The sequence below is a fragment of the Methylophilus sp. genome, assembly GCF_035460085.1.
Taxonomy (GTDB): Bacteria; Pseudomonadota; Gammaproteobacteria; order Burkholderiales; family Methylophilaceae; genus Methylophilus.
The window spans coordinates 38,143-64,965 of the sequence record NZ_DATHWZ010000022.1; the positions used below are offsets into that span (position 1 = coordinate 38,143).

Here is a 26,823-nt window from a genome sequence, read left to right on the forward strand (position 1 = left end):
AGTGGCTAATATCTGGCTTGCTTATATTGGTATCTAATACTTTGCTTGTAACTGCCTGGCTGCATCAATGGGTAATTTCAGCAGGAAATGCACCGCTTCATCGAACTGTTTGTCCAACACCTCGCCATGCAGTCTTTGCACTTCGCGGGTCAGTTCATCGACACGTTTGTAAGTAGTGGAAATTTTCAGGTGCACCATTTCCACAAAAGGCACACTACCAGCCTGCTCCATCGCCAGCTTGGCGGTGCCGCCGTAGGCACGCACCAGACCGCCAGTCCCAAGGTTTATGCCACCGTAATAGCGGATCACTGCCACACAGCAATTCACATAACTCTGCCCATCCAGCATTTGCTGGATCGGTTTGCCTGCTGTGCCAGCTGGCTCTCCCGCATCAGAAAATCGCGCCACTATACCTTCAGCCGTTTTCATGCGGAAGGCATATGCCAGGTGTCCGGCACCCTGGTGCTCACTGGCAAACTGGCGTAAAAATAATGCGAGTTCCCGTTCGTTTTCACACCGGCCGGCGCGGGCAATAAAGCGTGACTTATTGATGGTTTGGTCGGCCTGGCCGAGTTGGCTAAATGTCTGCATGCGGGTGTATCAGGAAAGGCCACTTATTCTACCATCAGCATCGACACTGATACGGTGGCTGGCAGGCTGTTTCGGCAAACCCGGCATCGTCATGATATCGCCGCAAATGGCCACCACAAAACCGGCACCGCGCGACAAGCGTAATTCACGTACATGCAAAGTATGGCCTTCAGGCACATTGCGCAGCTTGGCATCACTGGATAAGGAATACTGTGTTTTTGCCACGCACACTGGCAAACCACGGCTTGCTTCTGCCAATAACTGTAACTCTCTTTCCGCTTGCGTGCTAAACGTCACGTCAGTAGCACCATATAGCGATGTGGCAATGGTATGCAGCTTTTGAGCCAGCGATAAATCGTCGTCATAAAGCAGTTTTGGTGCGGCTGTTTGTTGGGTCATTTTTGCAACCGCATGTGCCAGGTCCAGCGCGCCTTGACCGCCTTGCGCCCAATGCCTGCAAATATGCAAACTGCTGCCCCAGGATTCAACAGCGGACTCTATCAACACGATCTCAGCGTCTGTATCGGGCGTAAAGTGGTTGAGCGCTACCAGCACTGGCAAGCCAAAATGCTGGCGCAGGTTGTCCACATGCTTTTTCAGGTTGGCAATGCCGATAGACAACGCGGGAATATTTTCAGTATTCAGATCAGCCACTTCTACACCGCCATGATATTTCAAGGCTCGGACGGTGGCGACCACCACCGCCATATCAGGCCGCAAACCTGACTGGCGGCATTTGATATCCATAAATTTTTCGGCGCCGAGATCAGCGCCAAAGCCCGCTTCAGTCACCACATAATCCGCCAGACGCAATGCAGTGTGCGTGGCGACCAACGTATTACAACCATGGGCAATGTTGGCGAACGGGCCGCCATGCAGCAATGCCGGCGAACCTTCCAGCGTCTGTACCAGGTTAGGCTGGAAAGCATCTTTCAACAAGGCAGTCATCGCGCCCTCTGCCTGTAAGTCACTGGCAAAAATGGGCTTACCTTTTAACGATACACCGACCTGCACACGCCCTAAGCGATGGGTTAAATCCGCCAGATCAGTGGCCAGGCAGAAAATCGCCATCACTTCACTGGCTACCGTAATATCGAAACCGGTGTCGTAGGAGGTTGGCTGATTAATGGTGATCCTGCGCAGGGCCCTGTCATTCATATCCATACAGCGACGCCAGCTTACTTGGTCAAACTGTAGTGTGTTGCCTTGGTAGATATGATTGTCGACTAAAGCAGCAAGCAGATTATTGGCAGATGTGATGGCATGAAAGTCACCGGTAAAATGCAGGTTGATGTTTTCCATGGGCACTACCTGCGCGTAACCGCCGCCGGTTGCACCGCCCTTCATGCCGAATACCGGGCCTAAAGAAGGCTCGCGCAAACAGGCAAGCGCAGGATACCCCGCCAGATTCAAGGCATCAGTCAATCCTACTGTTGTGGTAGTCTTGCCTTCGCCAGCGGGGGTAGGATTAATGGCCGTCACCAGTATCAGCTTGGCCTTTGCCGGTTGCGCATGCAGATGATTGACGGTGGCTTGCGTCAGCTTTGCCATATGCTGACCGTACAGATGCAAGTCAGACGCAGCCAGGCCCAATTGATAGGCGATATCCTGTATGGGCCGCAAACTGGCCGCTTGTGCTATTTCGATATCGCTTAACATCACTTGTTTCCTGAATGTTTGCCTAACGCTTGGACTTGCTGCCGCCCAGGATAGACCCTAATACTCCCCTGATGATGGCACGGCCCAGTTGTGATCCTATTGCTCTGGCAGCAGATTTGGCTGCAGACTCGAGCACAGAATCAGATCGGCTGGATTTGCCGCTGAGGATCCCACCTAGGTCGAATCCGGAAGAGGACGCCTGCTCAGGAGACTTTTCCGGGTTAGCCGATGCAGCCTGTTCCGCACGTTGCTTCAAGATTTCATAGGCTGATTCCCGATCAACGGATTTTTCATAGACACCAGCCACCAGTGATTGCCTCATCGCTTGGCTACGCTCAGCATCGGTGGCCGGGCCAACCCGACTTTCGGGCGGGCATATAAAGGTACGTTCTACCGGGGTAGGCGCGCCCTTCTCATCCAGAAACGAGACCAGCGCCTCACCTACCCCTAACTCGGTAATCACAGTCGCCACATTCAATTTTGGGTTTGCCCTGAAAGTTTGCGCCGCGACTTGCACCGCTTTCTGGTCACGCGGTGTAAACGCACGCAAGGCATGCTGCACGCGGTTACCCAGCTGCCCAAGCACCACATCAGGAATATCCAGCGGATTTTGCGACACAAAATAGATGCCAACACCTTTAGAGCGGACCAATCGCACGACTTGTTCGATCTTTTGCATCAACATCGCGGGCGCATCATTAAATAACAGGTGCGCCTCATCAAAGAAGAATACGAGCTTTGGTTTATCGAGATCGCCGACTTCAGGTAATTTTTCAAATAGCTCAGATAACAGCCATAACAGCAAAGTGGCATAAACGCGTGGTGCATTCAGCAATTTATCCGCCGCCAGGATATTGATATAGCCCAGGCCTTTGGCGTCGGTTTGCATCATATCCTCGAGATTAAGCGCTGGCTCCCCAAACAGCGCATCGCCACCTTCAGTTTCCAGTTGCAGTAAAGCACGCTGGATGGCACCGACACTGGCGGTGGAAATATTGCCATACTGTGTCTGGTAAGTGGCTGCATTTTCGGCACAATGCTGTGCCATGGCCCGCAGATCCTTCAAATCCAGCAGCAGCATGCCATTGTCATCAGCTACCTTGAAAATTGCATTCAGTACGCCGCTTTGCACATCATTCAGATTAAACATGCGCGACAATAATAGCGGCCCCATTTCACTCAAGGTGGTGCGAACCGGATGGCCTTTTTCTCCAAACATATCCCAGAACATGACCGGATAAGCTTTGTTGCTGTATCCAGACAACCCCAACTGCTGCACACGTGCTTCCACTTTGGCATTGCCGCCGCCTACCTGGCTCATGCCGGACAAGTCCCCTTTCACGTCAGCCATAAACACCGGCACGCCTATACGTGAAAATTGTTCGGCAAGGCTCTGCAACGTCACAGTTTTACCCGTGCCCGTCGCACCTGCGATCAAACCATGGCGATTGGCCATTTTCGGCAATATCACACTGTCGGTATCATTATTTTTGGCGATGAGCATCGGTTCAGTCATAGAAGGCACTCGTTTTGATAATTGTTTGTTTGAGTATAGGTGATGGCTTTGAAAAGTGGAAGGTAGCTGACGGCAATCTATAGAAATTCACTGACTGTCATTGAAAGCGTAGTCGCTTAAAAATCCCCACGACGGGCTTTTTCCATCAAACTGATTAAGGCATCTTCGAGTTGCTGGGCAGAAGCCTTGGCTCTGGGCGTAGGGTTTTTGATATTTTTTAAATCATGTGTCGGTCTGTCCAACCCTAGATACAAACGGCGCTTCCCTTGCGCATCCGGTTTTTCATAAATAGCCACCCGACAAGGGGCAAATACCAGGAACTCGGGGTGATCCAGGATAATTTCTGTACCCATGCTCAGGTTACAGAAGGTGCGTACCTCCTTAATACCTTGTGGGTCTTGCCCGCGCAGCTTCATATGTTCGCCTATCGGGAAATTGGCAGGGCTGACGAAATTCATGCCTTCAGAAATAGATTTCAGGCTATCTACCAAATCCTGGTAGATCACATGTTGCTCGACCGGCACTTCGTAAATAGCGTTATCCAGGTCGACATCGGGCATGCCATGCCCGATGACACGCATATGCAGGTCTTGATCGATAGCCAGTGCACATCCGCTTAGCGGTAGACACAGCCAAAACAAACAACAGATGCCGGAGATACAGTGACGCATGGTCGAATTCCTTTTTAATAGAAGCCCATTACAGCACAGCGTTTTTTACAGCCATGTGACTACGATCACGGCCAGTACCACTTATGAAGCTACAAGTCTTGATGAAAAGCACGCTGCACGGTGCGTTTGTCATACTGTGGCGACAGCATGGTAATAAAATTCAACATGTAGTCACGCAAAAATGCATCGCGACGCACACCCAGAAAAGTCGTGCTATTGGGAAATAAATGGCTGCAATCCAGGCTTCTCAGCGGAGCATCACGTACTTCGTCATAGGCCATATTCGCTATCAGGCCAATGCCTAGGCCTAGATTGACGTAGGTTTTAATCACGTCAGCATCAATCGCGGTGAATACCACATTCGGCTGCAAATCGGCGTCATGGAATACTTTGGAAACCAGCGTACCGCCGGTGAATGCAAAATCGTAGGTAATCAGCGGGTATTCCGCCAGGTCTTTCAACGTTAACCTGCCTTTTTGTAGCAATGGATGTTCTGGTGGAACGACCAGGCAGCGGTTCCATTCGTAGCATGCCAAGCACGATAAGCGTTCATCATTACTGATATTTTCAGTAGCAATACCAATATCTGCTTCACCTGAAGCCACCAGATCGGTCACTTGCGCAGGGTTACCCTGGTGAATGGCAAGTTTGACATTAGGATACTGCGCAATGAACTGTTTGACCGCTGACGGCAGGCGATACCGCGCCTGTGTGTGGGTGGTAGCGATCGTGAGTTCGCCACTGTCTTCCTGACTGTATTCGTCACCGACGCGCTTGATATTCTGCATATCCAGTATCACACGCGCCGCCAAATCGACAATCTTGCGTCCAGGTTCGGTTACCCCTATCAGGCGTTTGCCATTGCGCTGGAAAATTTGCAATCCTAATTCCTCTTCCAGCAACTGGATTTGCTTGCTGACCCCTGGCTGCGACGTATGCAGTACTTCTGACGCTGAAGAGATGTTCAGCTGCTGCCTGACAACTTCATGGATATAGCGTAATTGATGGAATTTCATTGCCAACTCAATATAACTAAAAGCTATATCATAGAACAACTGATTATTAAATCAATGATTAAAAATCTGTTACATTGCGCGCACTAAAGTTTAAAGAAGATACTCCTCATGGAATTCGGATACATACTGGCAGGCTTTGTAGTCGGCTTTTTGGTGGGCCTGACAGGCGTAGGTGGTGGTTCGTTAATGACGCCAATTCTATTACTGGTTTATCACGTGAAACCCGCCGTGGCTGTCGGCACAGATCTGCTGTATGCCTCCATCACTAAATCCGTCGGTATTTTTGCGCATGGCAAGCTAGGCAATATCAACTGGCAAATCGTGAAACGCCTGGCTATTGGTAGCGTGCCTGCTTCCATGGTGACGCTATGGGCCTTGCAAAGTATGGACTTGCAATCTGGCGAAGCTGTCTCCACCATTAAATTCTGGTTGGGCATTGCGCTGATCATCACTTCTGTTGCGGTGTTACTGCGAAACAAACTGATCTCTCTGGTTGCCAAAGATGAATGGATACCGGTGCGCTACGTGCCTGCTGCAACAGTGGTCCTCGGCATCATACTGGGCGGATTGGTGACGCTCACTTCAGTCGGTGCCGGCGCTTTGGGCGTAACAGCGCTCATCTTGCTCTACCCGAAAGAAAAGATCACCACCATTGTCGGCAGTGATATCGCGCACGCAGTGCCACTGACGCTGGTGGCCGGGGTGGGCCATGCCTCCCTGGGCACCATAGACTACAGCTTACTGGGTACATTATTGATAGGTTCAATTCCGGGTATCTACCTCGGTAGCCACATGAGTTCGCGGGTTGCCGAGCACTGGGTGCGAATTGTACTGGCTATGATATTGATTTATGTAGGCTTTAAGCTGGTTTTCCATTAAAATACTGCCTCTTCGCAGTGGCGAAAAAGTGATTTAAGCATGTACAAATACGACCCTATAGACCAACAAATCGTTAATGAACGTGTCGCGCAATACCGCGACCAGACGCGCCGCTACATCGCTGGCGAGTTGTCTGATGAAGAATACCGCCCGCTGCGATTGCAGAATGGCCTGTATATCCAGCGCCATGCGCCTATGCTGCGCATTGCAATTCCTTATGGCCTGCTTTCCAGCAAACAATTACGCAAGCTGGCCGACATTACTAAAAAATATGACCGTGGCTACGGCCACTTCAGTACCCGCCAGAACCTGCAATTGAACTGGCCGAAACTTGAAGATACGCCGGATATCCTGGCTGAACTGGCGACAGTTGAGATGCATGCCATCCAGACTTCCGGTAACTGCATCCGCAACATCACGACCGACCAGTTTGCCGGCATTGCGCCTGATGAAATTATCGACCCGCGTGCAATTGCAGAAATCATGCGTCAATGGAGCACATTCCATCCCGAATTTGCCTTGCTACCACGCAAGTTCAAGATTGCAGTCTCCGGGACCACCAAAGACCGCGCCATTGTGCAGGCACATGATATTGGCCTGGAATTCTACAAAGACAGTAACGACCAGATGGCCATTAAAGTCTGGGTGGGTGGTGGCTTGGGCCGTACGCCTATTTTAGGCATGGTGATCCGCGAACACCTTGAATGGCAGCATGTATTATCTTACTGCGAAGCCGTGATCCGTGTTTATAACATCCATGGCCGCCGCGATAACGCTTATAAAGCGCGTATCAAGATTCTGGCTAAAGCACTGGGCATCGAAGAATTCAAGCGCCAGGTGGAAGAAGAATGGGCACATTTAAAAGATGGCCCACTCACCATCACCCAGACTGAGCTGGATCGCGTGGCGAAATACTTCGAGCCTATGCCATATGAAACATTGCCTGCGCATGATGCGTCATTCGATGCGGCTGTTTCATGCAACCCGGCATTTGCAGCCTGGGTAAGACGGAATGTGCAGCCACACCGTATGCCTGGTTACCGTGCAGTCACACTCTCATTGAAACCCCATGGCAAAGCCCCGGGTGATATCACCGGTGAGCAAATGCATGCGGTAGCCGATCTCGCAGATGCTTACAGTTTTGGTGAATTACGCTCTTCTCACGAGCAAAACCTGATCCTCGCAGATGTGAAATTATCAGACCTGTTTGCCGTGTGGGAAAAATCGCGTGCAGCAGGCCTGGCTACACCGAACATCGGTTTGCTGACCGACATTATCTGCTGCCCGGGTGGCGATTTCTGCAGTCTGGCCAATGCCAAATCCATCCCGATTGCCGAAGCCATCCAGATGCAATTCGACAACCTGGATTACCTGCACGAAATCGGTGATATTGAACTGAATATTTCCGGTTGCATGAACGCCTGCGGCCATCATCATGTCGGCCATATTGGCGTGTTGGGTGTCGATAAAGACGGTTCCGAGTGGTACCAGGTCACTATCGGCGGCAAGCAAGGCAATGATGCCAGTATCGGCAGTGTGATCGGCCCCTCCTTCTCTGCTGAAGAAATGCCTGGCGTAGTGCAGAAACTGATCGAAGTATATATCCGTGAGCGTCATGAAGATGAACTCTTCATCGATACCGTTCGCCGTCTGGGAGTCGCTCCTTTTAAAGCGCATGTCTATGCAGACCAGAAAAAAGGAGCCACGGCATGAGTAACCTGATTCGCTTAAATGCTGACGGTGTTGCCGAAATAGTTGAAGATCAGTGGACGCGCGTGATTCCGCCTGCAGCTGGAGAAGAATCTATCCGTAAGCAAGCCGGTAAAGTGGTGCTGTTTAAATTGACGGGCGAAGCAAGCTATACACCCGAACAAATTGCTGACACAGTAATACCTGCCACAGGCAAGATACTGGTACCCCTGGCTATTTGGCAGACACGCAAACCTGAGTTGCAAAGCAGGTTCGCACAAAGTGAGGTTGGGATCATTCTGGCGACGCATGAGACTGCCGAAGCCTTGCAAGCCGAGTTTAACGACATCAACACCATTCCGCTGGTTGCGATCTTTGTTGAGCGCTTTGCCGACGGCCGCATCTTCACTCTGGGTAACTGGTTGCGCACGCGCTTTGGTTTCAAGAATGAGCTGCGGGCCATTGGCGATGTGTTGCGTGACCAATTGTTCTTCCATAAACGTTCCGGCTTCAACAGCTTCCTGATCCGTGCTGACCGCTCGGCACAAGAAGCCCTTGCCAGCCTGAATGACTTTAGCCAACCTTACCAGGGCGCGGTAGATGATGTCCCTGTCTGGCGGAGAGTAAATCGCACATGAGTGGTGCTGTCAGCATGCTCAAGCCGGCAAGCAAAAACCCGGCAACCAGCCCTGAACTCACGGATGCCTTAGTGGCCAGTGTTGAAGCCAAACGTGTGCAAGCCCTTGCCTTGCTTCAATCTGCTGCTGCCGAGTTTCCGGCCATCACGTTTGCCAACAGTTATGGTGCGGAAGATATGGTGCTGACCGATCTGATCGCCAAGGAAAATCTGCCTATAGAGATATTCTCACTGGATACCGGCCGCTTGCCTGCTGAAACTTACACACTGATGGGCGATGTAGAAAATAATTATTCCATCAAGCCCATGGTATTTTTTCCCAAACACGAAGCGGTTGAAAGCTATGTGCGCGGCAAAGGTATCAATGCATTCTATGAGAGTATAGATCTGCGCAAAGCCTGCTGCCATATGCGCAAGGTAGAACCTTTACAGCGCGCCCTGGCAGGCAAACAGGCATGGATAACCGGCATGCGTGCAGAGCAGGCTACCACGCGCAGTGACCTGCCGACCCGTGAATACGATGCAGGCAACAAACTGGAAAAATTCAATCCCTTGAGTGATTGGACAGAGAAAGAAATCTGGGCTTACATTCGTTTATACGGTGTACCGTATAACGCCCTGCACGACCAGTTTTACCCTAGCATCGGTTGTGCGCCTTGTACGCGCGCAGTGGCCATGGGTGAAGATATCCGTGCCGGCCGCTGGTGGTGGGAAGACCCGACCAGCAAAGAATGTGGCTTGCATGTGAAAAACACTTGATTCAACGCCCGGGCTCAGGGCAATACGATCAGACCTTGCCATTCACAATATGGAAATGTTCTGAATTGCTTTTAGCCTTATGGTGAAAATAAATCTTTTTGAAAATTATGACGACTAAACAACCTTTGTCTCACCTCGATTGGCTGGAAGCCGAAGCCATCCACATTTTACGCGAAGTGGCTGGCCAATGCGCCAACCCGGTATTATTGTTCTCGGGTGGTAAAGACTCATTATGCATACTGCGATTGGCTGAAAAAGCTTTCCGCCCCGGCCGTTTCCCTTTCCCGTTATTGCATATCGATACCGGCCACAACTACCAGGAAGTCGTGAATTTCCGTGACCAGCGCGCTGCTGAGCTGGGGGAGCGCCTGATTGTACGTTCAGTAGAAGATTCCATGAAACGCGGTACTGTCGTCTTGAAATCACCTGACGAGCCACGTAATAAACATCAATCAGTGACTTTGCTGGAAGCCATTGAAGAATTCGGGTTTGACTGCTGCATAGGCGGCGCCCGCAGGGACGAAGAAAAAGCACGTGCCAAAGAACGTATCATGAGTTTCCGAGACGAGTTCGGCCAGTGGGATCCAAAAAACCAGCGCCCGGAATTGTGGAATCTGTACAACGCACGTGTACATAAAGGTGAAAACATTCGTGCTTTCCCGATTTCGAACTGGACAGAAATGGATGTCTGGCAGTATATCGAGCGTGAAAAACTCGAATTGCCTAGCATCTACTTCGCGCATCAACGCGATATTGTGATGCGTCATGGTTCCATTTTCCCGGTGAATGTCCCCCTATCGAATGGCGGTCTGATCAACGAGCCTAAAGGCAGTGAAGAGGTGATCAATATGCAGGTACGCTTCCGTACTGTGGGCGACATCACTTGTACCGCGCCAGTCATTTCGGATGCGGATAATGTCAGCAAAATTGTGCTGGAAACCGCGACCACTACCATTACCGAGCGCGGTGCGACCCGACTGGACGATCAAACCTCCGACGCTTCGATGGAGCAGCGCAAAAAAGAAGGTTATTTCTAAAAATGCAGGCAAATTCATTTGCCAAGCATTTTTAATGATTGAGAATAGACATGACAACACAACACAATGATTCTTTACTGCGCTTTATGACCTGTGGCAGCGTGGATGACGGCAAAAGCACCCTGATTGGTCGCTTGCTGTATGACACCAAAACCATCCTGGCTGATACGCTCAGCAATATTGAACGTACATCCAGCAAACGTGGCATGGAAGCGGTGGATTTATCCCTGCTGACCGATGGCCTGCAAGCGGAGCGCGAGCAAGGGATTACCATTGACGTAGCCTACCGCTATTTCAGTACCGGCACACGTAAATACATCATTGCCGATGCGCCAGGCCATGAGCAGTACACACGCAATATGGTCACAGCCGCTTCGACTGCCAACCTGGCGATTATCCTGATTGATGCACGTAAAGGTGTGTTGACACAAACCCGTCGCCACAGCTATCTGGCGCATCTGGTCGGTCTTCCGCATATCGTGGTGGCAGTCAATAAGATGGACTTGGTGAACTATGATCAGGCTATTTATGAAAAAATCAAAGCGGATTACATTGCTTTCGCCAGCGAGATTGGTTTGGCGCAGGCGCGTGATATTAAGTTTCTTCCGATGTCCGCGCTCAATGGCGATATGCTGGTAGACCGCCTGGATAATATGAACTGGTATCAGGACGAAACACTGCTTGAGATCCTGGAACAAGCACCAGCTGCGCACAGCGATCAAGCTGAGCCGTTCCGTTTCCCGGTACAGTTTGTCTGCCGTCCACATGACTCTGCCAACCCTGAGTTGCATGATTTCCGGGGCTTTATGGGTCGCGTGGAATCAGGTGATATTGCTGTGGGTAATGCGGTCACAGTGTTGCCGAATGGCTATCAATCCAGAGTCAAAGCGATTCAAATCGGTCATGATCAATTACAGAGTGCACAAACGGAACAAAGCATCACGCTATTACTCGAAGATGAAATCGATACTTCGCGTGGCGATATGATTGTCAAAACGGCTGAAGTCATAGAGCCGGTTAAACACATTGAAGCGCATGTCTGCTGGCTTTCAGAAACGCCGCTCTCGACTGCCCGTACTTACATCATTCGCCACACTTCCAGAGAATCTAAAGCCAAGATTGGCTCGATTCAATACAAGGTAGATGTGAATACGTTGGAGCAACAATCGACTGCCGACTTAAAAATGAATGATATCGCACGTGTGAGCTTCAAGCTGGCGCAACCGTTAATGGTGGATAGTTACGAAAAAAATCGTGCCACTGGCGCGTTTATCGTGATCGACGAAAGTACCAACAATACAGTTGGCGCGGGTATGATTGTTTGATCAATCGCAACAACTCATCGTCAATTAGACTAATTTGCAATAAAATATCGTTCTGGCTGACCCTAATATTTTGGCTGAAATCATGCCGCTAAGGATTTGAAAAAATGACCTATGTAGTAACCGAAAATTGTATTCAGTGCAAATATACCGATTGCGTAGATGTGTGCCCGGTCGACTGCTTTGTTGAAGGCCCCAATTTTCTCGCCATTAACCCGGATGAGTGCATCGACTGCACCCTGTGTGTCGCGGAATGCCCGGCTGAAGCCATTTACTCGGAAGATGATGTGCCAGCCGACCAACAACACTTTATTGAACTGAATGCGCGCCTATCAACAGTATGGCCTACCATCACTGCCAGAAAAGACCCATTGCCAGAAGCAGATGCTATGAACGGCAAACCTGGTAAGACTGAATTGCTGGTTGAATAATCAAACCTGTTTCAAACAAAACCGCTCAATCGAGCGGTTTTTATTTGTTCAGGACAATATCTTGATCAACTTGCCGCGACGGACTGATCACTTGGATCCACCAACAGCAGCTTTTTAACCGGCGCGTAACTGCGGCGATGTTCTGCCGTCACACCGAATTCTGACAGGCGCTCAAGATGCAAAGCTGTGGGGTAGCCCTTATGCTGTGCAAAGCCATATTGGGGATATCGCGCATCCAGCTCCAGCAAAGACGCATCCCTGGCGGTTTTCGCAAGGATGGAAGCTGCAGAAATTGCAGTCACCTTACTATCCCCTCTGACAATGGCTTCACAGGGTAAATCAAACTGTGGCCGGCGATTACCATCTACTTGAATCAAGGTCGCATGCATATCAAAATCATTCACCATGGCAAGATATGCACGCTGCATCGCCAGCATGCTGGCTTGCAAGATATTGATTTCGTCTATCTCTTGCGCACTGACGCTGGCAATCCCCCAGGCCAGGGCATGTGCTTTTATTTCAATGGTGAGTGCATTGCGTTTGGCCTCAGATATCTTTTTAGAATCTGCCAGCCCAACAATCGGTCGTTCAGGGTTAAGGATCACAGCCGCTGCATACACCGCACCCGCTAATGGTCCCCTGCCCGCTTCATCAATACCACAGAGCCTAAACATCGTCATGCGGCAGGCAGAAATTGCTTGATGACAGCAGCCGCTTTTTGCGCACTATTCTGTTTCAGCTGCATGTGGATAGCGCGGTATTTTTCGCGCAACGTTGCCAAGCCGGTTTTATCAGCCAGCAAGTTATAAAGTGTCTGCGCAATTTGTTCCGGATTGGCGTCTTTCTGTAACAATTCCGGCACAATAAATTCACCCGCCAGAATATTAGGCAAACCGACATACGGCTGCAGCCGCATGCGTTTCAGCAGTTGCCAGCTCATATTCGACATTTTGTAAGTAATCACCATTGGTTTTTTCAACAAAGCAGCTTCAAGCGTAGCTGTGCCTGAAGCAACGACGATGGCATCAGCGGCGATCATGGCTTCATGGGCGTGGCCAAACATGATTTGCATATCAATCTTGATGTCAGGCTGTTGCGTCAATAACTGGTGCCAGGCGTTCTGGAAGATATCTCGCGTTTCACGCGTGACCAGCGGCACCAGAAACTGAACGGCATTGCCATTCTCGCGCATCAGACGTTCAAATGAAATGGCCGTTTCCAACATGAGTTCTGCATGAAAGATCACTTCTGACTGCCTGCTACCTGGCAATAGGGCAATCACCACGCTATTCTTCTTCAATTTGAGTTTTTCACGCATCTGCGGCACATCTGGTTCCATTGGTAATGCATCCGCCAAAGGGTGACCAATATAGGTCACGGGTACGCCTATTTGCTGGTACAGGGCGGGCTCAAATGGGAACAGTGCCAATATATGCGATACGGCGCGCTTAATACTGTGGATACGGTTTTTGCGCCATGCCCAGATGGAAGGACTCACATAGTGAATAGTCGCAATCCCTTTGGCCTTTAGTTTCTTCTCTAACCAGAAATTAAAATCAGGCGCATCTATGCCAATAAACACATCAGGCTTTTGTAGAAGGATTTGCCTGAGTAACTCTTTGCGCAATTTAAGCAGGCCCCAAAGATGCTTGAGCACTTCGAGATATCCCCGCACAGAAAGGCGTTCAATCGGGTAAAGAGATTTGGCGCCCAGACTCATCATTTTAGGTCCGGCAATGCCGAAAATCTGAATATCTGGATGCAGTGATTTCAACTCCTGGATAAGGTGATAACCCAGCAAGTCACCGGAGGCTTCACCCGCCACCATTGCAATTTTAGCCATAGTGTTTTGAGTTAACGCACAATGCCGCGCGTAGTTTGCGCGAGGAAACGGGTCATCAGGCCGATTTCAGGGCAGGATTTTTCCATTTCAGCCAAAGCCAGTTTGGCTTCTTCAAACGACAAGCCCTGCCGATAAAGTACCTTGTAAGCACGCTTGATCTGCTGAATCGCTTCAGGGCTATATCCACGGCGCTTCAGGCCTTCTGAGTTAATGCCATGCGGTTGCGCATCATAACCAGCCGCCGTCACATAAGGTGGAATATCCTTGAATACGACAGAACCTACCGCAGTAATGATATGTTCGCCAATCTGGCAGAACTGGTGCACCAGGGTGAACCCACCGAGGATAGCGTAATCGTAAATAGTGACGTGGCCAGCCAGGGATGAGTTATTGGCCATAATCGTATGGTTACCCACGATACAATCATGCGCGATATGCACATAGGCCATAATCCAGTTATGGTCGCCAATTTTGGTCGTGCCTTTGTCCTGGATAGTGCCGCGGTTGAAAGTACAAAATTCGCGTATGGTGTTATGGTCACCGATTTCCAGTGTCGTCGGCTCGTCCTTGAACTTCTTATCCTGTGGTTTGGCACCCAGCGAAGAAAATTGGAAAATTTCGTTTTGTTTGCCTATGGTGGTCGGACCTTCAATCACCACATGAGAGCCGATTTTGGTGGCCGCATCAATGCGCACACCGGCGCCTATGGTAGTGAATGCACCCACTTCAACCGAACTGTCAAGTTCAGCGTTGGGGTCAATAATGGCAGTAGGATGAATCAGACTTTGCATCTTTATAATGTGTGCTGCATACCGCCAGCAATACGGAGATAAGGGTTATTTTTCAATCGCTTTGAGAATACACATCATGCTGGCTTCAGCCACCACTTCGTCAGCCACTTTGGCGACTGCATTGTATTTCCAGATACCTTTTAAAATACGGTCAATTTTAACATTCAGGATAATCTGGTCACCAGGAGAAACAGGCTTTTTAAAGCGCACATTATCGATTCCGGCAAAGTAATACACAGAATCATTAGTCGGTTTGATGTTCATGGTTTTGAATGACAGGATGGCCGCTGCTTGCGCCATTGCCTCCACAATCAATACACCGGGCATCACAGGATGATAAGGGAAATGACCTGGGAAGAATGGCTCGTTCACTGAAACATTTTTCACTGCCACAATTTCTTTGCCTAGTTCCATCGATAAAACACGATCCACTAATACGAACGGGTAACGATGCGGCAAGTGTTCCAAAATCTCATGAATATCCATGCTATTCACTGCATTCTCAGCCATAAATTCTCTCAATCTTCTGTATGTTTTTTTATACTGCTTACTGCTTGCTCAAGCTGCTTGAGCTTGAGATTGGTTTGTTCTAAATGCCGGATATTCGCAGCCGTCCGCAACCAGTCTTCATGCTTCTGGAAAGGCATCAATGCAGTGTAAGTGCCCGGTTGCTGGATTGACCGCATGATCATGGAGCCTGGTGATATCGTTACGCCATCAGCAATCTGCAGATGACCCAGAATCATGGCGGCGCCGCCAATTTTACAATGTTGTCCAATCACAGCACTGCCGGCAATGCCTGTACAGCCTGCAATCACAGTATGCGCGCCAATGCGCACATTATGGGCGACCTGTATCAAATTGTCCAACTTCACGCCATCTTCGATGACTGTATCATCAAGAGCACCACGGTCAATAGTGGTATTGGCACCTATGTCCACATGATTACCTATCACAACGCGGCCTATTTGCGGTATTTTAACCCATTGCCCCTGCTCTTCGGCATAACCAAAGCCGTCATTTCCGATGATACTCCCAGAGAATAGATGACAGTCCTGACCGATGACAGTGCCATGTTTGACGACTACGCGTGGCTCAAGAATCGTGTGGGCGCCAATAGTGACATCATCCTCAATCACACAGCCCGCGCCAATACGCACGCCTGTACCCAGGGTGACCCGATCACCCACCGTCACCATCGCATCAATGGTAAGTTCGTGGGAAAGTTTAGTCTCATAGCCAATCACAGCACTGGCATGGATATGATTGCTATATTGCTTGGGCGGATTTAGCAGAGCCGATAACTTGGCAAAATAGGCATAGGGATTTTCTGTCAGTATGCACGGTAATTCAGTCAGATGCCTGTGCTCAGCACGCAAAATAACCGCTGAGGCTTGCGTCGCTTGCAAGGACTGCGTGTATTTGGTGTCATTGAAAAATGCGATTGAGCCTGCTTTTGCATGTGCCAGAGAGGACATGCGCGAGACTTTAACTGCTGTATAGACAGGCGATGACCCAGCATCGACCTCGCCTCCCAATGACGCTGCAATATCTTGCAATGAAAAAAGTTGCGTCATGGACACCTGGCCTCAGAATACTTTCTTGCTGTACCGCAGGCTATTTCTTGCCCAGCAGTTTGAGTACTTTATCGGTAATATCGATACGTTTGCTGGCGTAGGCAATGCCACTGTAAGCGACCAGATCATACCCTTCGTTTTCAGCAACGGTCTGCACGGCTTTGTTAATACGCTCCTGCAATACTGCGAGCTCTTCGTTCTTGCGCAAATTGATATCTTCACGCAATTCACGCTGCTTGCTTTGGAATTCCAAACGCATATTATTCAGTTGACGCTCTTTGACTCGACGATCGGACTCATTAATACTGGTGCGATCATGATCAAGCTGTGCTTCCAGATCGCGAATTTGCTTTTGTAGTTTTTCCAGATCCAAAGAACGTGGGCTAAACTCTTTTTCCAGCTTTTTACCTGTTTCAACCGTTTGCGGTGCTTCTTGCAGCAGTTTATCAACCTGCACATAGCCTACCTTGAAATCGGCTGATAAGGCTTGGCAGCACCACAGCATAAGGCCTAGCCACACCACCAGAATATTTCTCATGCAGCCACCCCTTTCTGCGTATGCGTTTTTGCTGATTTAACCCAGGATGCCATTAAAATTGCTGACCAAACTGGAATTGCAATGTCTGTGTATCGTCATTCTCTTTTTCTTTAAGTGGCTTGGCAAGAACCAGTTTCAATGGACCAAATGGTGACACCCAGGTCACACCCACACCGGTAGAGAATCGCAAATAGTCTGAATTGATCGAATCATTTTCGCCGAAAACACCACCGCCATCGACAAATGCACTTAACCTGAACTGGCTAGATTGCGATACGAAAGGTACCGGCATAAATAACTCAATGTTTCCTACCAGGCGCTTGGTACCACCAATTGCAAAATCAGAGCCGGAAATCGGGTTAGTATCACGGGGACCTAATGAAGAGTTAAGGAAACCACGTACACTGTTTACACCACCCGCATAGAAGTTCTTGAAGAACGGATAGTTTTTACCGCCGTAGCTTTTCGCATAACCCGCTTCACCGTTCAGCATCAAGGTAAAATCTTTACCCATGTCTTTAAACCAGCTATGTTGGTAACTGACTTTGTAGTACTGCAAGTCCAGCCCTGGCAAGGAAACATCGCCAGACAATCTTTGCAACACACCACGTCGCGGGAACAGGATATTGTCCCTCGAGTCAAAGGTCCAGCCTGCGTTCAGCACCACTGAGTTACTGCTACAACCACTACTGTTCTCACAGAATCTCAGATATTGAATCGGGCTATCAGCAGACAAATCTACATCCGTCATGTCCAGTGTGACCCCTGCGCTCAGGAAGTCCATTTCAGACAGTGGCATACCAAAGCGCATACCGACGCCGTACGACTGGCTGTTATAGGTACCCACGTTCAATGTAGAGGAATTTCTTCTGCTTGTATCTACATCGCGGCGATACACATCAAACCCGCGGCTGATGCCATCAGGTGTGAAGTAAGGGTCTGTGTATGAGAGTGAATAAACCGTGTTGTAGCTACTGGTGTTCACCTGCAAAGCCACACGGTTACCTGTACCAAGGAAGTTAGGCTGGTTGACGTTAAAGCCCAATACCACGCCATCACTACTCGACAAGCCGGCACCAAACTGGACGCTACCAGTGGCTTTTTCAGCAACCGTCACCGTCATATCGACCTGGTCGTTGATGCCTGGTACGGAAGGTGTTTCCAACTCAACGCTATCAAAGAAGTTCAAACGCTGGATACGCTCTTTAGAACGCTTGATCTTATCGCCGGCATACCAGGCTGACTCCAGCTGGCGCATCTCGCGACGGACTACGGCATCGCGTGTCCTGGTGTTGCCTTGTACATTGATACGGCGGACGTACACTTTGCGGCCGGGATCAACAAAGAAGGTAAAAGCAACAGTGTGTTCCAGTTTATTGATTTCCGGCACTGCATTCACGTTAGCGAACGCGTAGCCTTCTTCACCCAGCTTGTCATTAATGTTCTTGCTGGCATCCGTCACTTTTTGACGGTTGAATACATCGCCATCCTGGATATTGATCAGTTTCCTCAGATCCTCTTCAGGCAATAGCATCTCGCCAGCCAGCTTGGTTTTGCTGATGTTGTATTTTTCGCCTTCAGTGATATTGACGTTGATATACACATCACGTTTGTCGGGCGAAATCGATACCTGCGTTGAATCAATGGAGAATTCAAGGTAACCCTGGTTCATGTAAAAAGAACGCAAAGCCTCAAGGTCGGCGGTTAGCTTTTGCTTGGAGTACTGGTCATCCTTATTCCACCAGCTCATCCAGTTTGGCGTTGTCAGCAAAAAGTTGGCACGCAAATCTTCAGTTTTGAACAAGTGATTACCGACAATATTGATATCGCGGATTTTGGCAGCAGGGCCTTCTGTAATTTCAAAGCGGATAGAAACACGGTTACGTTCTAACGGGCTGGAAGTGGCCTTCACCTCAGCACTGTATTTACCTTGCGAGAGATATTGCCGCTTGATTTCCTGCTCTGCACGATCTAGTAAGGATTTATCAAAAATCTGGCCTTCGGCAATCCCGATTTGTTTAAGGCCTTCTTTTACTTTGTCCGTAGGGAAAGATTTGTTACCACTAAAGTCAATCTGTGAAATGGAAGGTCGTTCCTGGACGGTCACCACTAACACATCACCATCATTTTCAATACGTACATCCTTGAAAAAACCGGTGGAATACAGCGATTTAATCGCCTGTGAGGCCTTTTCATCGCTCATCACATCACCTACCTGCATAGGCAGGTAATTAAACACAGTTCCGGCTTCGGTACGTTGCAGACCTTCTACACGAATGTCAGAAATGACGAATGGCTCTGTCGCGTAGGCATTCAGATGGAAAGTGGCGGCCAACAGGCACAACAATAACTTGGAACTAGACTTTATTCTCATTAACTATGCTCTCAACCTACCAGGTAACGATTGATGTCATTAAAAAAAGCAATGAACATCAAAGCACCCAGTAACCCCAAACCAAGACGCTGGCCAATTTCCAGCACCCTGTCAGGCAAAGGTTCTCCTCGAATCAATTCCGCCATATGATACAACAAATGCCCGCCATCCAATACTGGTATCGGCAGCAGATTCATGACTGCAATGCTGATACTTAACAATGCGATAAAACCTATATAAGGCTTAAGCCCTAATCCTGCAGTTTCTCCAGCGGCATCAGCAATACTGACAGGCCCGCTAATCGCTTTTAAAGAGGCTTGCCCGGTCAGCATTTTACCAATCATTTTCAATGTGAACACGATGGTTTCCTGCACGCGCTGCACTGCACGTAGAGCGGCCTCTGCCACCGTATAATGGCGCTCAACGCGATATGGCGTGAGATCAACAGCATCCATATTGACTGCGGCTCCCAGGCGCCCGATCTTCTGCCCGGCCTCTACTACCGTTTCAGGTAACAATTTCACCTGCAATGTTTCGCTACCACGCTGGTAAGCCAGTTTTAATGGCTGCGATGGATTGGCCCTCACCCACTTCACAAACTGTTGCCAGTCTTCAACCGGTTTATTATTGACGCTAAGAATACGGTCGCCAACTTGCAGGCCACTGTTTTCCGCAACCGAGCCTGGCAGGATCTCGCCCACCACGGCAGGGATGACAGGCATCTGCATGGAAATGCCGACTTTCTGCAAAACATCCCCTTCAGGTTCACCAGGCAAAGCAGCCATCGGCAGGATATGCGTATGCAACTCGCCCTGCACGGTGCGAGTTACTACTTTAAGAGATCGATGCGCTACCCAGGCTTCAAGCAATTGCCATTGGGCGTCTTGCCAGGTTTCTACCGGCTTGCTATCAAGTGAAACAACCAGGTCGCCTGAGCGCAATTCAGCCTTGGCTGCCAGTGAGCCTGACTCTACCGGGCCGATATATGGTTTAAAGCCCACCTCGCCCTGGGCAATCAGACCCCAGTAACAGACAAAAGCCAGTAACAAATTAGCCAATGGCCCCGCAAATACAATCCACATTTTTGCGGCAACGTTTTGGCGGTCAAAAGCGCGTGACCAATCGGTGGGAATCGCTGGGTGTTCTGGAGACTGCAGTGCCTCTGATTCACGGCTATCAAGCATTTTGACGTAGCCACCCAGTGGAATCCAAGACAGCACCCATTGTGTGGATTGCGGCGAATGCTGGTATTGGAAAATAGGCTTACCAAACCCAATCGAAAATTTGAGCACCCTGACGCCGCAACTACGTGCAGCCAGGTAATGGCCAAATTCGTGAATGGTGACCAATACACCGATGGCGACAATAAAGGCCAGTACAGACATCATAGCGCTACCGCTTTATAAACAGAGACTGTTGTTTTTGTCATGGCATTCTTGACACAGATGCGAGCTTTTGCATCAATTTCCAGCAATTGCTCAATAGAATTAACTTTTTCAACTGGCAGCTTTTGCAGCGTTTCATCCAGCAAACGCGGGATATCCAAATAATGAATCTCATCCTGAAGAAAGGCTGCCACCGCGACTTCGTTAGCCGCATTGAGTACGGCAGGCGCAGTCCCACCTGCTGCCAAAGCATCATAGGCGAGTTGCAGGCAAGGGAAACGATCCGTATCAGGCGTTTCAAATTCGAGTCTAGCGACATCTACCAGGCTAAGTGGTTTAACTCCTGACGCAATACGCTCTGGGTAACCAAGCCCATAGGCAATCGGCGTGCGCATATCAGGGTTGCCCAGTTGCGCCAGGATACTGCCATCCACATAAGAGACCATGGAATGAATCACACTTTGCGGGTGTACCACGACCTCGATCTGGTCAGGTCTTGCATTGAACAACCAGTGTGCCTCAATGACTTCCAGGCCTTTATTCATCAGGGTAGACGAGTCAACGGTGATTTTTGCGCCCATGACCCAGTTTGGATGCTTTAGCGCCAGTGCAGGCGTCACGTCTGCCAATTGCGCGTGCGTATAACAGCGGAATGGGCCACCGGAGGCGGTCAGGATAATCTGGTTAACACCGACATCGGCGAGGTCAGCATAGGCCTGGCTTGGCATGGCCTGGAAGATGGCATTATGTTCGCTGTCAATGGGCAGGAGAGTCGCTTGCCCTTGCTTGACGGCATCCATAAATAACTGGCCAGCCATCACCAGTGTTTCTTTATTAGCAAGCAGTATTTTTTTGCCGGCTTTGGCGGCGGCAAGCGCGGGCAACAACCCGGCAGCCCCTACGATCGCGGCCATCACAGCATTGACCGTTTCATGCGCTGAAACCTCAATTAAACCCTCAATCCCGGAGAGGACTTTTATTGCGAGATTTTCAGCCTTTAGTCGCTGGCTTAAATGTTGCGCAGCGTCTGCATCCTGCATCACTGCATATCGAGGCTGATAACGGACGCACTGTTGCAACATGGCCTCTACATTCTGGTGCGCGGTCAAGGCAAACACGGCGTAGCGTTGCGGATGCTGTGAAATCACATCCAGCGTTTGCTGACCGATGGTGCCGGTACTGCCCAGTATGGTGACGTATTGCAAAATGGCCTTTTAAAATGAATAAGACTGTTGCCAGTAATGAAACCAGAATACCAGGCATAAGCCCACTGGCAGTGCCGGGATGACACCATCTACCCGATCCAGGAATCCGCCATGTCCGGGTAAAAACTGCCCGCTATCTTTCAGGTTGGCGCGACGCTTGAAAAAGGATTCGAATAAATCGCCGTATACACCGACAATCGTAATAATCCACAACCCAGGCAATATCCACCAGGTGGCGACGGCGCCGGTAGCTTTTAAAGTGACAGCATACACCGCAACGGCCAGCAAAGCACCCAGCACGCCTTCCCAGGTTTTACCGGGGCTGATGGATGGCGCAAGTTTGTGCCGGCCGAATTGCTTACCAAAAAAATAAGCCGCGCTGTCAGCCAGCCAGATGGTGGAAATAATGACCAGCAATACGTAAGGGTTCACCTCTTGCGCGGTTACAAGTGCCATCCACAATGACAGCATCAGACTCCAACCCAGGAAAAGATTAAAGGCCTGTTGTTTGAAAAAGGTGTTATAAAACATCGCCAGTGGCACAATGATCAACCAGAAAAACGTCATCCCCGTAAACACATGCAGGGCATGATAGAAAAACCAGTGGAAACCCCATTGTTGCAATAAAATCAGCAAGACAATGCCAGTCAATGTAGAAAAAAACAGGAAAAAGTGCGTATGAAGCGGTGTCAATCGCAAAAAACCGGCCCATTCATGCAAGCAAACCAGTGTTAATAGCAGCATGGCGGACGCCCACCACATCATGGGCAGGTAGAATAACGCCGGGAGAAATAGCCCCAGCAATATCACGGCCGTAATCACTCTGGTTTTCAACATAGATCTGGGTTTGGGATATATTTAAGTCGCGCTGCTATCGCTGCTGAATTGTTCACTGGTGCGTCCAAAACGACGCTCGCGTTGGCGGTAGGAAACTAACGAAGCTTCAAAGGCGGCCTCATCAAAATCCGGCCACAAAGTATCCGTAAAATAGAGCTCGGTATAGGCAAGCTGCCACAACAGGAAATTACTGATGCGTGTCTCCCCGCCGGTACGGATAAACAAATCCGGTTCAGGGGCGTAAGGCATGGAGAGGTGTGGCGTCAGGTCAGACTCACTGATTTCAGTTACTTTGCCGCTGTTAGCCTGCAACAAGGTATTCACTGCATTGATCACATCCCAGCGGCCACCATAATTAACAGCAATCGAGAGGGTCAGCCCGTTATTACCTGCAGTTTTTTGCTCGGCTTCGAGCATTTTTTGTTGTAACACCTCATTAAACAGGCTGCGGTCACCAATCAACTTGAGGATGATATTGGCCTCGTGCAATTTGCTGACCTCGCGTTCCAGCGCTTCCAGGAACAAACCCATCAGGAATGTCACTTCGTCTGAAGGGCGGCGCCAGTTTTCGCTGCTGAACGCAAACAGGGTTAGAAACTTGATATCTAGCCGCACGCAGGTTTTCACCAACTGCCTGACAGACTCCAGGCCACGCTGGTGACCGGCGACCCTGGGTAAAAATCGTTTTTTTGCCCAGCGGCCGTTGCCATCCATGATGACCGCCACATGTTGCGGCAACGCATTGGTGTCAGGTACTTGCTTGGTAGAACTGGAAAAGAAACCCAAAATATATATGCTCAGCTATATAGCAGCTTACACCGCCATCAAATCGGTTTCTTTTTGCTGCAAGAGTTTATCTACTTCGACAACCGCTTTATCAGTCATTTTTTGCACTTCTTCTTCCGCACGCCGCTCATCATCTTCTGAAATCGCTTTGTCTTTTTCGAGTTTTTTCAATGCATCATTGGCATCGCGGCGTATGTTACGGATCGCCACTTTGGCGCCTTCACCTTCTGTACGTACAATTTTCGTCAAATCGCGACGACGTTCTTCCGTCAGCATAGGCATAGGTACGCGGATCAAATCACCATTAGTTGCCGGATTGAGTCCCAGATCACAGTCGCGAATAGCTTTTTCCACTTTTGCAATCATGTTTTTTTCATAAGGCTGCACATTAATCGTACGTGCGTCCCCCAGGTTAACGTTGGCAACCTGGTTAACCGCCACCATAGAACCATAGTACTCAACCATGACATGATCCAGCAAACCCGCATGTGCGCGACCTGTGCGTACCTTTGCCAAATCTGTTTTTAATGCGTCCAGAGACTTTTGCATTTTCTGCTCGGCAGATTTTTTAATGTCTTCAACCATGATCTTTCTCCAATTTCACTTTACTTCCGCAACCGTTAAGCATCAAGCCTTAACGCGTGTGCCTTCGTTCTCACCCAGAATAATGCTCTTAAGCGCGCCTTGTTTGAAAATACTGAATACCACAATCGGCATTTTCTGGTCACGGCATAAAGTAAATGCCGTAGCGTCCATTACTTTCAGGTTTTTATTAATCGCCTCATCAAATGAAACGGTCTCGTAGCGGATTGCTGTCGGGTCTTTCTTCGGATCAGCCGTATAAATGCCATCGACTTTGGTCGCTTTTAAAACGATTTCTGCATCAATCTCTACGCCACGCAATGCCGCAGCGGTGTCAGTGGTAAAGAACGGGTTACCGGTACCGGCACCAAAAATCACCACTTTACCTTCTTCGAGATAGCGAATCGCCTTACCACGAATATAAGGCTCAGCGACTGCTTCGATATTCAACGCACTTTGTACGCGAGCAGCCACACCAGCGTGTTTCATGGCATCCTGCAATGCCATGGCATTCATGACTGTAGCCAGCATACCCATATAATCCGCTGTTGCCCGGTCCATGCCTTCGGCAGCTGGGGCGATGCCGCGGAAAATATTGCCCCCGCCAATCACGATGCCGACCTGCACACCCATATCAACGATTTCTTTGACTTGCAAAACAATCGCATTCACTGTCTCACGATTAATGCCGTAAGCATCATCGCCCATCAGCGCCTCACCGGATAATTTAAGGAGAACACGCTTGAAAACAGGTTGTGCCATTGCTATTTTTCCCAAACTCAAAATGTGCCTATTTAATCACAAAACGCGGTTTCTTGGGCCAGAAAGCGACCCATGAAGCATAAAAAAAGTGGAATCCGCAGATTCCACTTTTAGATATTGCCTGATAAAAATTAAACTTTTGCCGCAGCAGCTACTTCAGCAGCGTAATCCACCACTACTTTTTCAATGCCTTCACCAACGACATACATAGCGAATGAAGCAACACTTGCATTGTTATTTTTTAACAATTGCTCAATTGACACTTTGTCATCTTTCACAAAAGTCTGGCTCAGCAAAGTCACTTCTTTCAAGAATTTTTGCACGGTTCCGTCAGCAATCTTTTCCAGCATGGCATCTGGTTTGCCAGCTTCTTTCGCTTTTTCAATCGCTACGCGACGTTCGGCTTCAATCAAGGACGCATCCACACCGCTGGCATCCAGTGATTTTGGTTTTGCAGCAGCAATGTGCATAGCCAGGTCTTTACCTAAATTCTCGTCACCACCAACCAGATCAACCAGCACACCGATTTTGCTACCGTGTACATAGCTGTACAACTGGCCTTTGGCTTCAGTACGCACAAAACGACGTGGCGTAATGTTTTCACCGATTTTACCAACCAATTGCGCACGCACAGCTTCAGCAGTCTCACCACGCATCGGCAGAGCGGCAACCGCTTCGATATCGGCCGGGTTATTTTCGTTAACCACTTGCGCCAGTTCAGACACAAACTTCAGGAACTCTTCGTTTTTGGCACAGAAGTCTGTTTCAGAGTTAACCTCGATCAAGGTGCCCAATTTGCCATTAGCAGCAATACTGATACCAACCGTACCTTCAGCGGCTACACGGCCAGCAGCCTTGCTTGCTTTGTTACCAAAACGCACGCGCAGAATTTCTTCGGCACGTGCCATATCGCCTTCAGCTTCAGTCAATGCTTTTTTACAGTCCATCATTGGCGCATCAGTGCGCTCACGTAACTCTTTCACCATGCCTGCGGTAATTTCAGCCATTTACTACTCCTTTTGTTAGGATTCCTGCTTGAGGATTTACTAAATATTCTTTTAAACAATACACTGACGATGTGTCAGCCATATTGCATGCGATGCAATAGAAAAAGGGGCGAATAGCCCCTTTTTTAGCTGCGAGCAATTACTCGGCAACAGCCTCTGTCGGCGCTGCTGCTGGTGCAGCTTCTTCTTGTGCTGCTTTCACGATTTCAGTAATCGCGTTAGCACGGCCTTCCAACACTGCATCAGCCATACCACGAGCATACAGGCGGATCGCACGTGATGAGTCATCGTTACCAGGAATCACATAAGTGATGCCATCTGGTGAGTTATTGGTATCAACGATACCAATCACAGGAATACCCAGCTTGCGTGCTTCAGTAATCGCGCCACTTTCATGACCAACGTCAATCACGAAAATCGCATCTGGCAAACCGCCCATCTCTTTAATACCACCGATGGAACGCTCCAGTTTTTCGATTTCGCGCTTGATGCCTAAAGCTTCTTTTTTACCGAATTTTTCGATGCTACCGTCTTGCATCATATTTTCAAATTCAGTCAAACGTTTGATAGATTGTTTAACAGTTTTGAAGTTAGTCAACATACCGCCCAACCAGCGGTGGTTAACATACGCGCAACTTGCGCGCTGCGCTTCTTCTTTAACGATATCGCGGGCTTGACGCTTGGTGCCTACGAAAAGGATACGACCTTTATTTGCTGCCAGGGTACGCACATATTTTTGTGCATCTTCAAATAATGGCAGGGTTTTTTCAAGGTTAACGATATGGATTTTGTTACGATCACCAAAAATGAACTCAGCCATTTTCGGGTTCCAATAACGAGTCTGGTGGCCGAAGTGAACACCAGCCTCCAGCATTTGACGCATAGTCACTGACATAATAAGTCTTTCTATTTCAAAGGGTTATTCATTC

27 protein-coding genes are annotated in these 26,823 nt (G+C 49.2%); 7 read left to right on the forward strand and 20 right to left on the reverse strand.

The window, feature by feature from the left end; all coding sequences use genetic code 11:
- Window positions 1-33: 33 nt before the first annotated feature.
- The 5 genes from VK958_RS03495 to VK958_RS03515 form a co-directional block, all read right to left on the reverse strand.
- Window positions 34-591 (reverse strand): IMPACT family protein, encoded by a 558-nt coding sequence (locus tag VK958_RS03495; protein WP_325239051.1) that lies wholly within the window; start codon window positions 589-591, stop codon window positions 34-36.
- A gap of 9 nt (window positions 592-600) precedes the next feature.
- Window positions 601-2,250 carry a formate--tetrahydrofolate ligase gene (locus VK958_RS03500; RefSeq protein WP_325239052.1) on the reverse strand — a complete coding sequence of 550 codons (1,650 nt, stop codon included), beginning with the start codon at window positions 2,248-2,250 and terminating at the stop codon, window positions 601-603.
- A gap of 22 nt (window positions 2,251-2,272) precedes the next feature.
- Entirely contained in the window at window positions 2,273-3,766 is a 1,494-nt protein-coding gene (locus VK958_RS03505; protein ID WP_325239053.1) for a helicase HerA-like domain-containing protein, read from the reverse strand.
- Between the two features lie 116 nt (window positions 3,767-3,882).
- Window positions 3,883-4,347, reverse strand: coding sequence for a DUF302 domain-containing protein (locus VK958_RS03510; protein WP_325239096.1), 465 nt, complete (start codon window positions 4,345-4,347; stop codon window positions 3,883-3,885).
- A 179-nt stretch (window positions 4,348-4,526) separates the two neighbouring features.
- Complete coding sequence (locus tag VK958_RS03515; RefSeq protein ID WP_325239055.1) at window positions 4,527-5,453, reverse strand: CysB family HTH-type transcriptional regulator; 927 nt, start codon at window positions 5,451-5,453, stop codon at window positions 4,527-4,529.
- Between the two features lie 108 nt (window positions 5,454-5,561).
- On the opposite strand from VK958_RS03515, the gene VK958_RS03520 reads away from it, so the two are divergent.
- The 7 genes from VK958_RS03520 (at window position 5,562) to fdxA (ending at window position 12,207) form a co-directional block, all read left to right on the forward strand.
- On the forward strand, window positions 5,562-6,332 hold the full coding sequence (locus VK958_RS03520) for a sulfite exporter TauE/SafE family protein (protein WP_325239056.1): 771 nt from the start codon (window positions 5,562-5,564) through the stop codon (window positions 6,330-6,332).
- Between the two features lie 39 nt (window positions 6,333-6,371).
- Complete coding sequence (locus VK958_RS03525; RefSeq protein ID WP_325239057.1) at window positions 6,372-8,045, forward strand: nitrite/sulfite reductase; 1,674 nt, start codon at window positions 6,372-6,374, stop codon at window positions 8,043-8,045.
- On the forward strand, window positions 8,042-8,659 hold the full coding sequence (locus VK958_RS03530; protein ID WP_325239059.1) for a DUF934 domain-containing protein: 618 nt from the start codon (window positions 8,042-8,044) through the stop codon (window positions 8,657-8,659). Before VK958_RS03525 ends, VK958_RS03530 begins: the two co-directional genes overlap by 4 nt.
- The gene (locus VK958_RS03535) at window positions 8,656-9,417 is read left to right on the forward strand and encodes a phosphoadenylyl-sulfate reductase (protein ID WP_325239061.1); all 762 of its coding nucleotides are present in this window, start codon (window positions 8,656-8,658) and stop codon (window positions 9,415-9,417) included. The genes VK958_RS03530 and VK958_RS03535 overlap by 4 nt, the downstream gene beginning before the upstream one ends.
- Window positions 9,418-9,524: 107 nt before the next feature.
- Window positions 9,525-10,454, forward strand: a complete 930-nt coding sequence (cysD, locus tag VK958_RS03540; RefSeq protein WP_325239063.1) for a sulfate adenylyltransferase subunit CysD — start codon at window positions 9,525-9,527, stop codon at window positions 10,452-10,454.
- 50 nt (window positions 10,455-10,504) lie between these two features.
- A complete protein-coding gene (gene cysN, locus VK958_RS03545; protein ID WP_325239065.1) occupies window positions 10,505-11,779 on the forward strand; it encodes a sulfate adenylyltransferase subunit CysN in 1,275 nt (424 codons plus the stop codon).
- A gap of 104 nt (window positions 11,780-11,883) precedes the next feature.
- Window positions 11,884-12,207 (forward strand): ferredoxin FdxA, encoded by a 324-nt coding sequence (gene fdxA, locus VK958_RS03550; protein WP_325239066.1) that lies wholly within the window; start codon window positions 11,884-11,886, stop codon window positions 12,205-12,207.
- Between the two features lie 65 nt (window positions 12,208-12,272).
- On the opposite strand, the gene rnhB is transcribed toward fdxA, so the two are convergent.
- From rnhB to rpsB, 15 genes are all read right to left on the reverse strand, one after another.
- On the reverse strand, window positions 12,273-12,887 hold the full coding sequence (rnhB, locus tag VK958_RS03555; RefSeq protein ID WP_325239067.1) for a ribonuclease HII: 615 nt from the start codon (window positions 12,885-12,887) through the stop codon (window positions 12,273-12,275).
- The gene (gene lpxB, locus VK958_RS03560) at window positions 12,884-14,050 is read right to left on the reverse strand and encodes a lipid-A-disaccharide synthase (protein ID WP_325239069.1); all 1,167 of its coding nucleotides are present in this window, start codon (window positions 14,048-14,050) and stop codon (window positions 12,884-12,886) included. The genes rnhB and lpxB overlap by 4 nt, the downstream gene beginning before the upstream one ends.
- 11 nt (window positions 14,051-14,061) lie before the next feature.
- Window positions 14,062-14,841, reverse strand: coding sequence for an acyl-ACP--UDP-N-acetylglucosamine O-acyltransferase (gene lpxA, locus VK958_RS03565; RefSeq protein WP_325239070.1), 780 nt, complete (start codon window positions 14,839-14,841; stop codon window positions 14,062-14,064).
- Window positions 14,842-14,886: 45 nt separating this feature from the next.
- Window positions 14,887-15,351 (reverse strand): 3-hydroxyacyl-ACP dehydratase FabZ, encoded by a 465-nt coding sequence (fabZ, locus tag VK958_RS03570; protein ID WP_055825847.1) that lies wholly within the window; start codon window positions 15,349-15,351, stop codon window positions 14,887-14,889.
- Between the two features lie 8 nt (window positions 15,352-15,359).
- Window positions 15,360-16,418, reverse strand: coding sequence for a UDP-3-O-(3-hydroxymyristoyl)glucosamine N-acyltransferase (gene lpxD, locus VK958_RS03575; protein WP_325239071.1), 1,059 nt, complete (start codon window positions 16,416-16,418; stop codon window positions 15,360-15,362).
- A gap of 40 nt (window positions 16,419-16,458) precedes the next feature.
- A complete protein-coding gene (locus VK958_RS03580) occupies window positions 16,459-16,956 on the reverse strand; it encodes an OmpH/Skp family outer membrane protein (RefSeq protein ID WP_325239072.1) in 498 nt (165 codons plus the stop codon).
- A gap of 52 nt (window positions 16,957-17,008) precedes the next feature.
- Window positions 17,009-19,330, reverse strand: a complete 2,322-nt coding sequence (gene bamA / locus VK958_RS03585; RefSeq protein WP_325239073.1) for an outer membrane protein assembly factor BamA — start codon at window positions 19,328-19,330, stop codon at window positions 17,009-17,011.
- A gap of 11 nt (window positions 19,331-19,341) precedes the next feature.
- Window positions 19,342-20,718: an RIP metalloprotease RseP gene (gene rseP / locus VK958_RS03590; protein WP_325239075.1), complete on the reverse strand. Its 1,377-nt coding sequence runs from the start codon at window positions 20,716-20,718 to the stop codon at window positions 19,342-19,344.
- A complete protein-coding gene (gene ispC / locus VK958_RS03595; RefSeq protein ID WP_325239076.1) occupies window positions 20,715-21,920 on the reverse strand; it encodes a 1-deoxy-D-xylulose-5-phosphate reductoisomerase in 1,206 nt (401 codons plus the stop codon). Before ispC ends, rseP begins: the two co-directional genes overlap by 4 nt.
- Before the next feature lie 9 nt (window positions 21,921-21,929).
- Complete coding sequence (locus tag VK958_RS03600) at window positions 21,930-22,757, reverse strand: phosphatidate cytidylyltransferase (protein ID WP_325239077.1); 828 nt, start codon at window positions 22,755-22,757, stop codon at window positions 21,930-21,932.
- 21 nt (window positions 22,758-22,778) lie between these two features.
- Complete coding sequence (uppS, locus tag VK958_RS03605) at window positions 22,779-23,543, reverse strand: polyprenyl diphosphate synthase (RefSeq protein ID WP_325239079.1); 765 nt, start codon at window positions 23,541-23,543, stop codon at window positions 22,779-22,781.
- Between the two features lie 27 nt (window positions 23,544-23,570).
- Window positions 23,571-24,128, reverse strand: a complete 558-nt coding sequence (gene frr / locus VK958_RS03610) for a ribosome recycling factor (RefSeq protein ID WP_325239081.1) — start codon at window positions 24,126-24,128, stop codon at window positions 23,571-23,573.
- 42 nt (window positions 24,129-24,170) lie between these two features.
- A complete protein-coding gene (gene pyrH / locus VK958_RS03615) occupies window positions 24,171-24,887 on the reverse strand; it encodes a UMP kinase (RefSeq protein WP_325239082.1) in 717 nt (238 codons plus the stop codon).
- Window positions 24,888-25,018: 131 nt separating this feature from the next.
- Entirely contained in the window at window positions 25,019-25,894 is an 876-nt protein-coding gene (gene tsf / locus VK958_RS03620) for a translation elongation factor Ts (RefSeq protein WP_325239084.1), read from the reverse strand.
- A 139-nt stretch (window positions 25,895-26,033) separates the two neighbouring features.
- Window positions 26,034-26,789 carry a 30S ribosomal protein S2 gene (rpsB, locus tag VK958_RS03625; RefSeq protein ID WP_325239085.1) on the reverse strand — a complete coding sequence of 252 codons (756 nt, stop codon included), beginning with the start codon at window positions 26,787-26,789 and terminating at the stop codon, window positions 26,034-26,036.
- Window positions 26,790-26,823 lie beyond the last annotated feature (34 nt).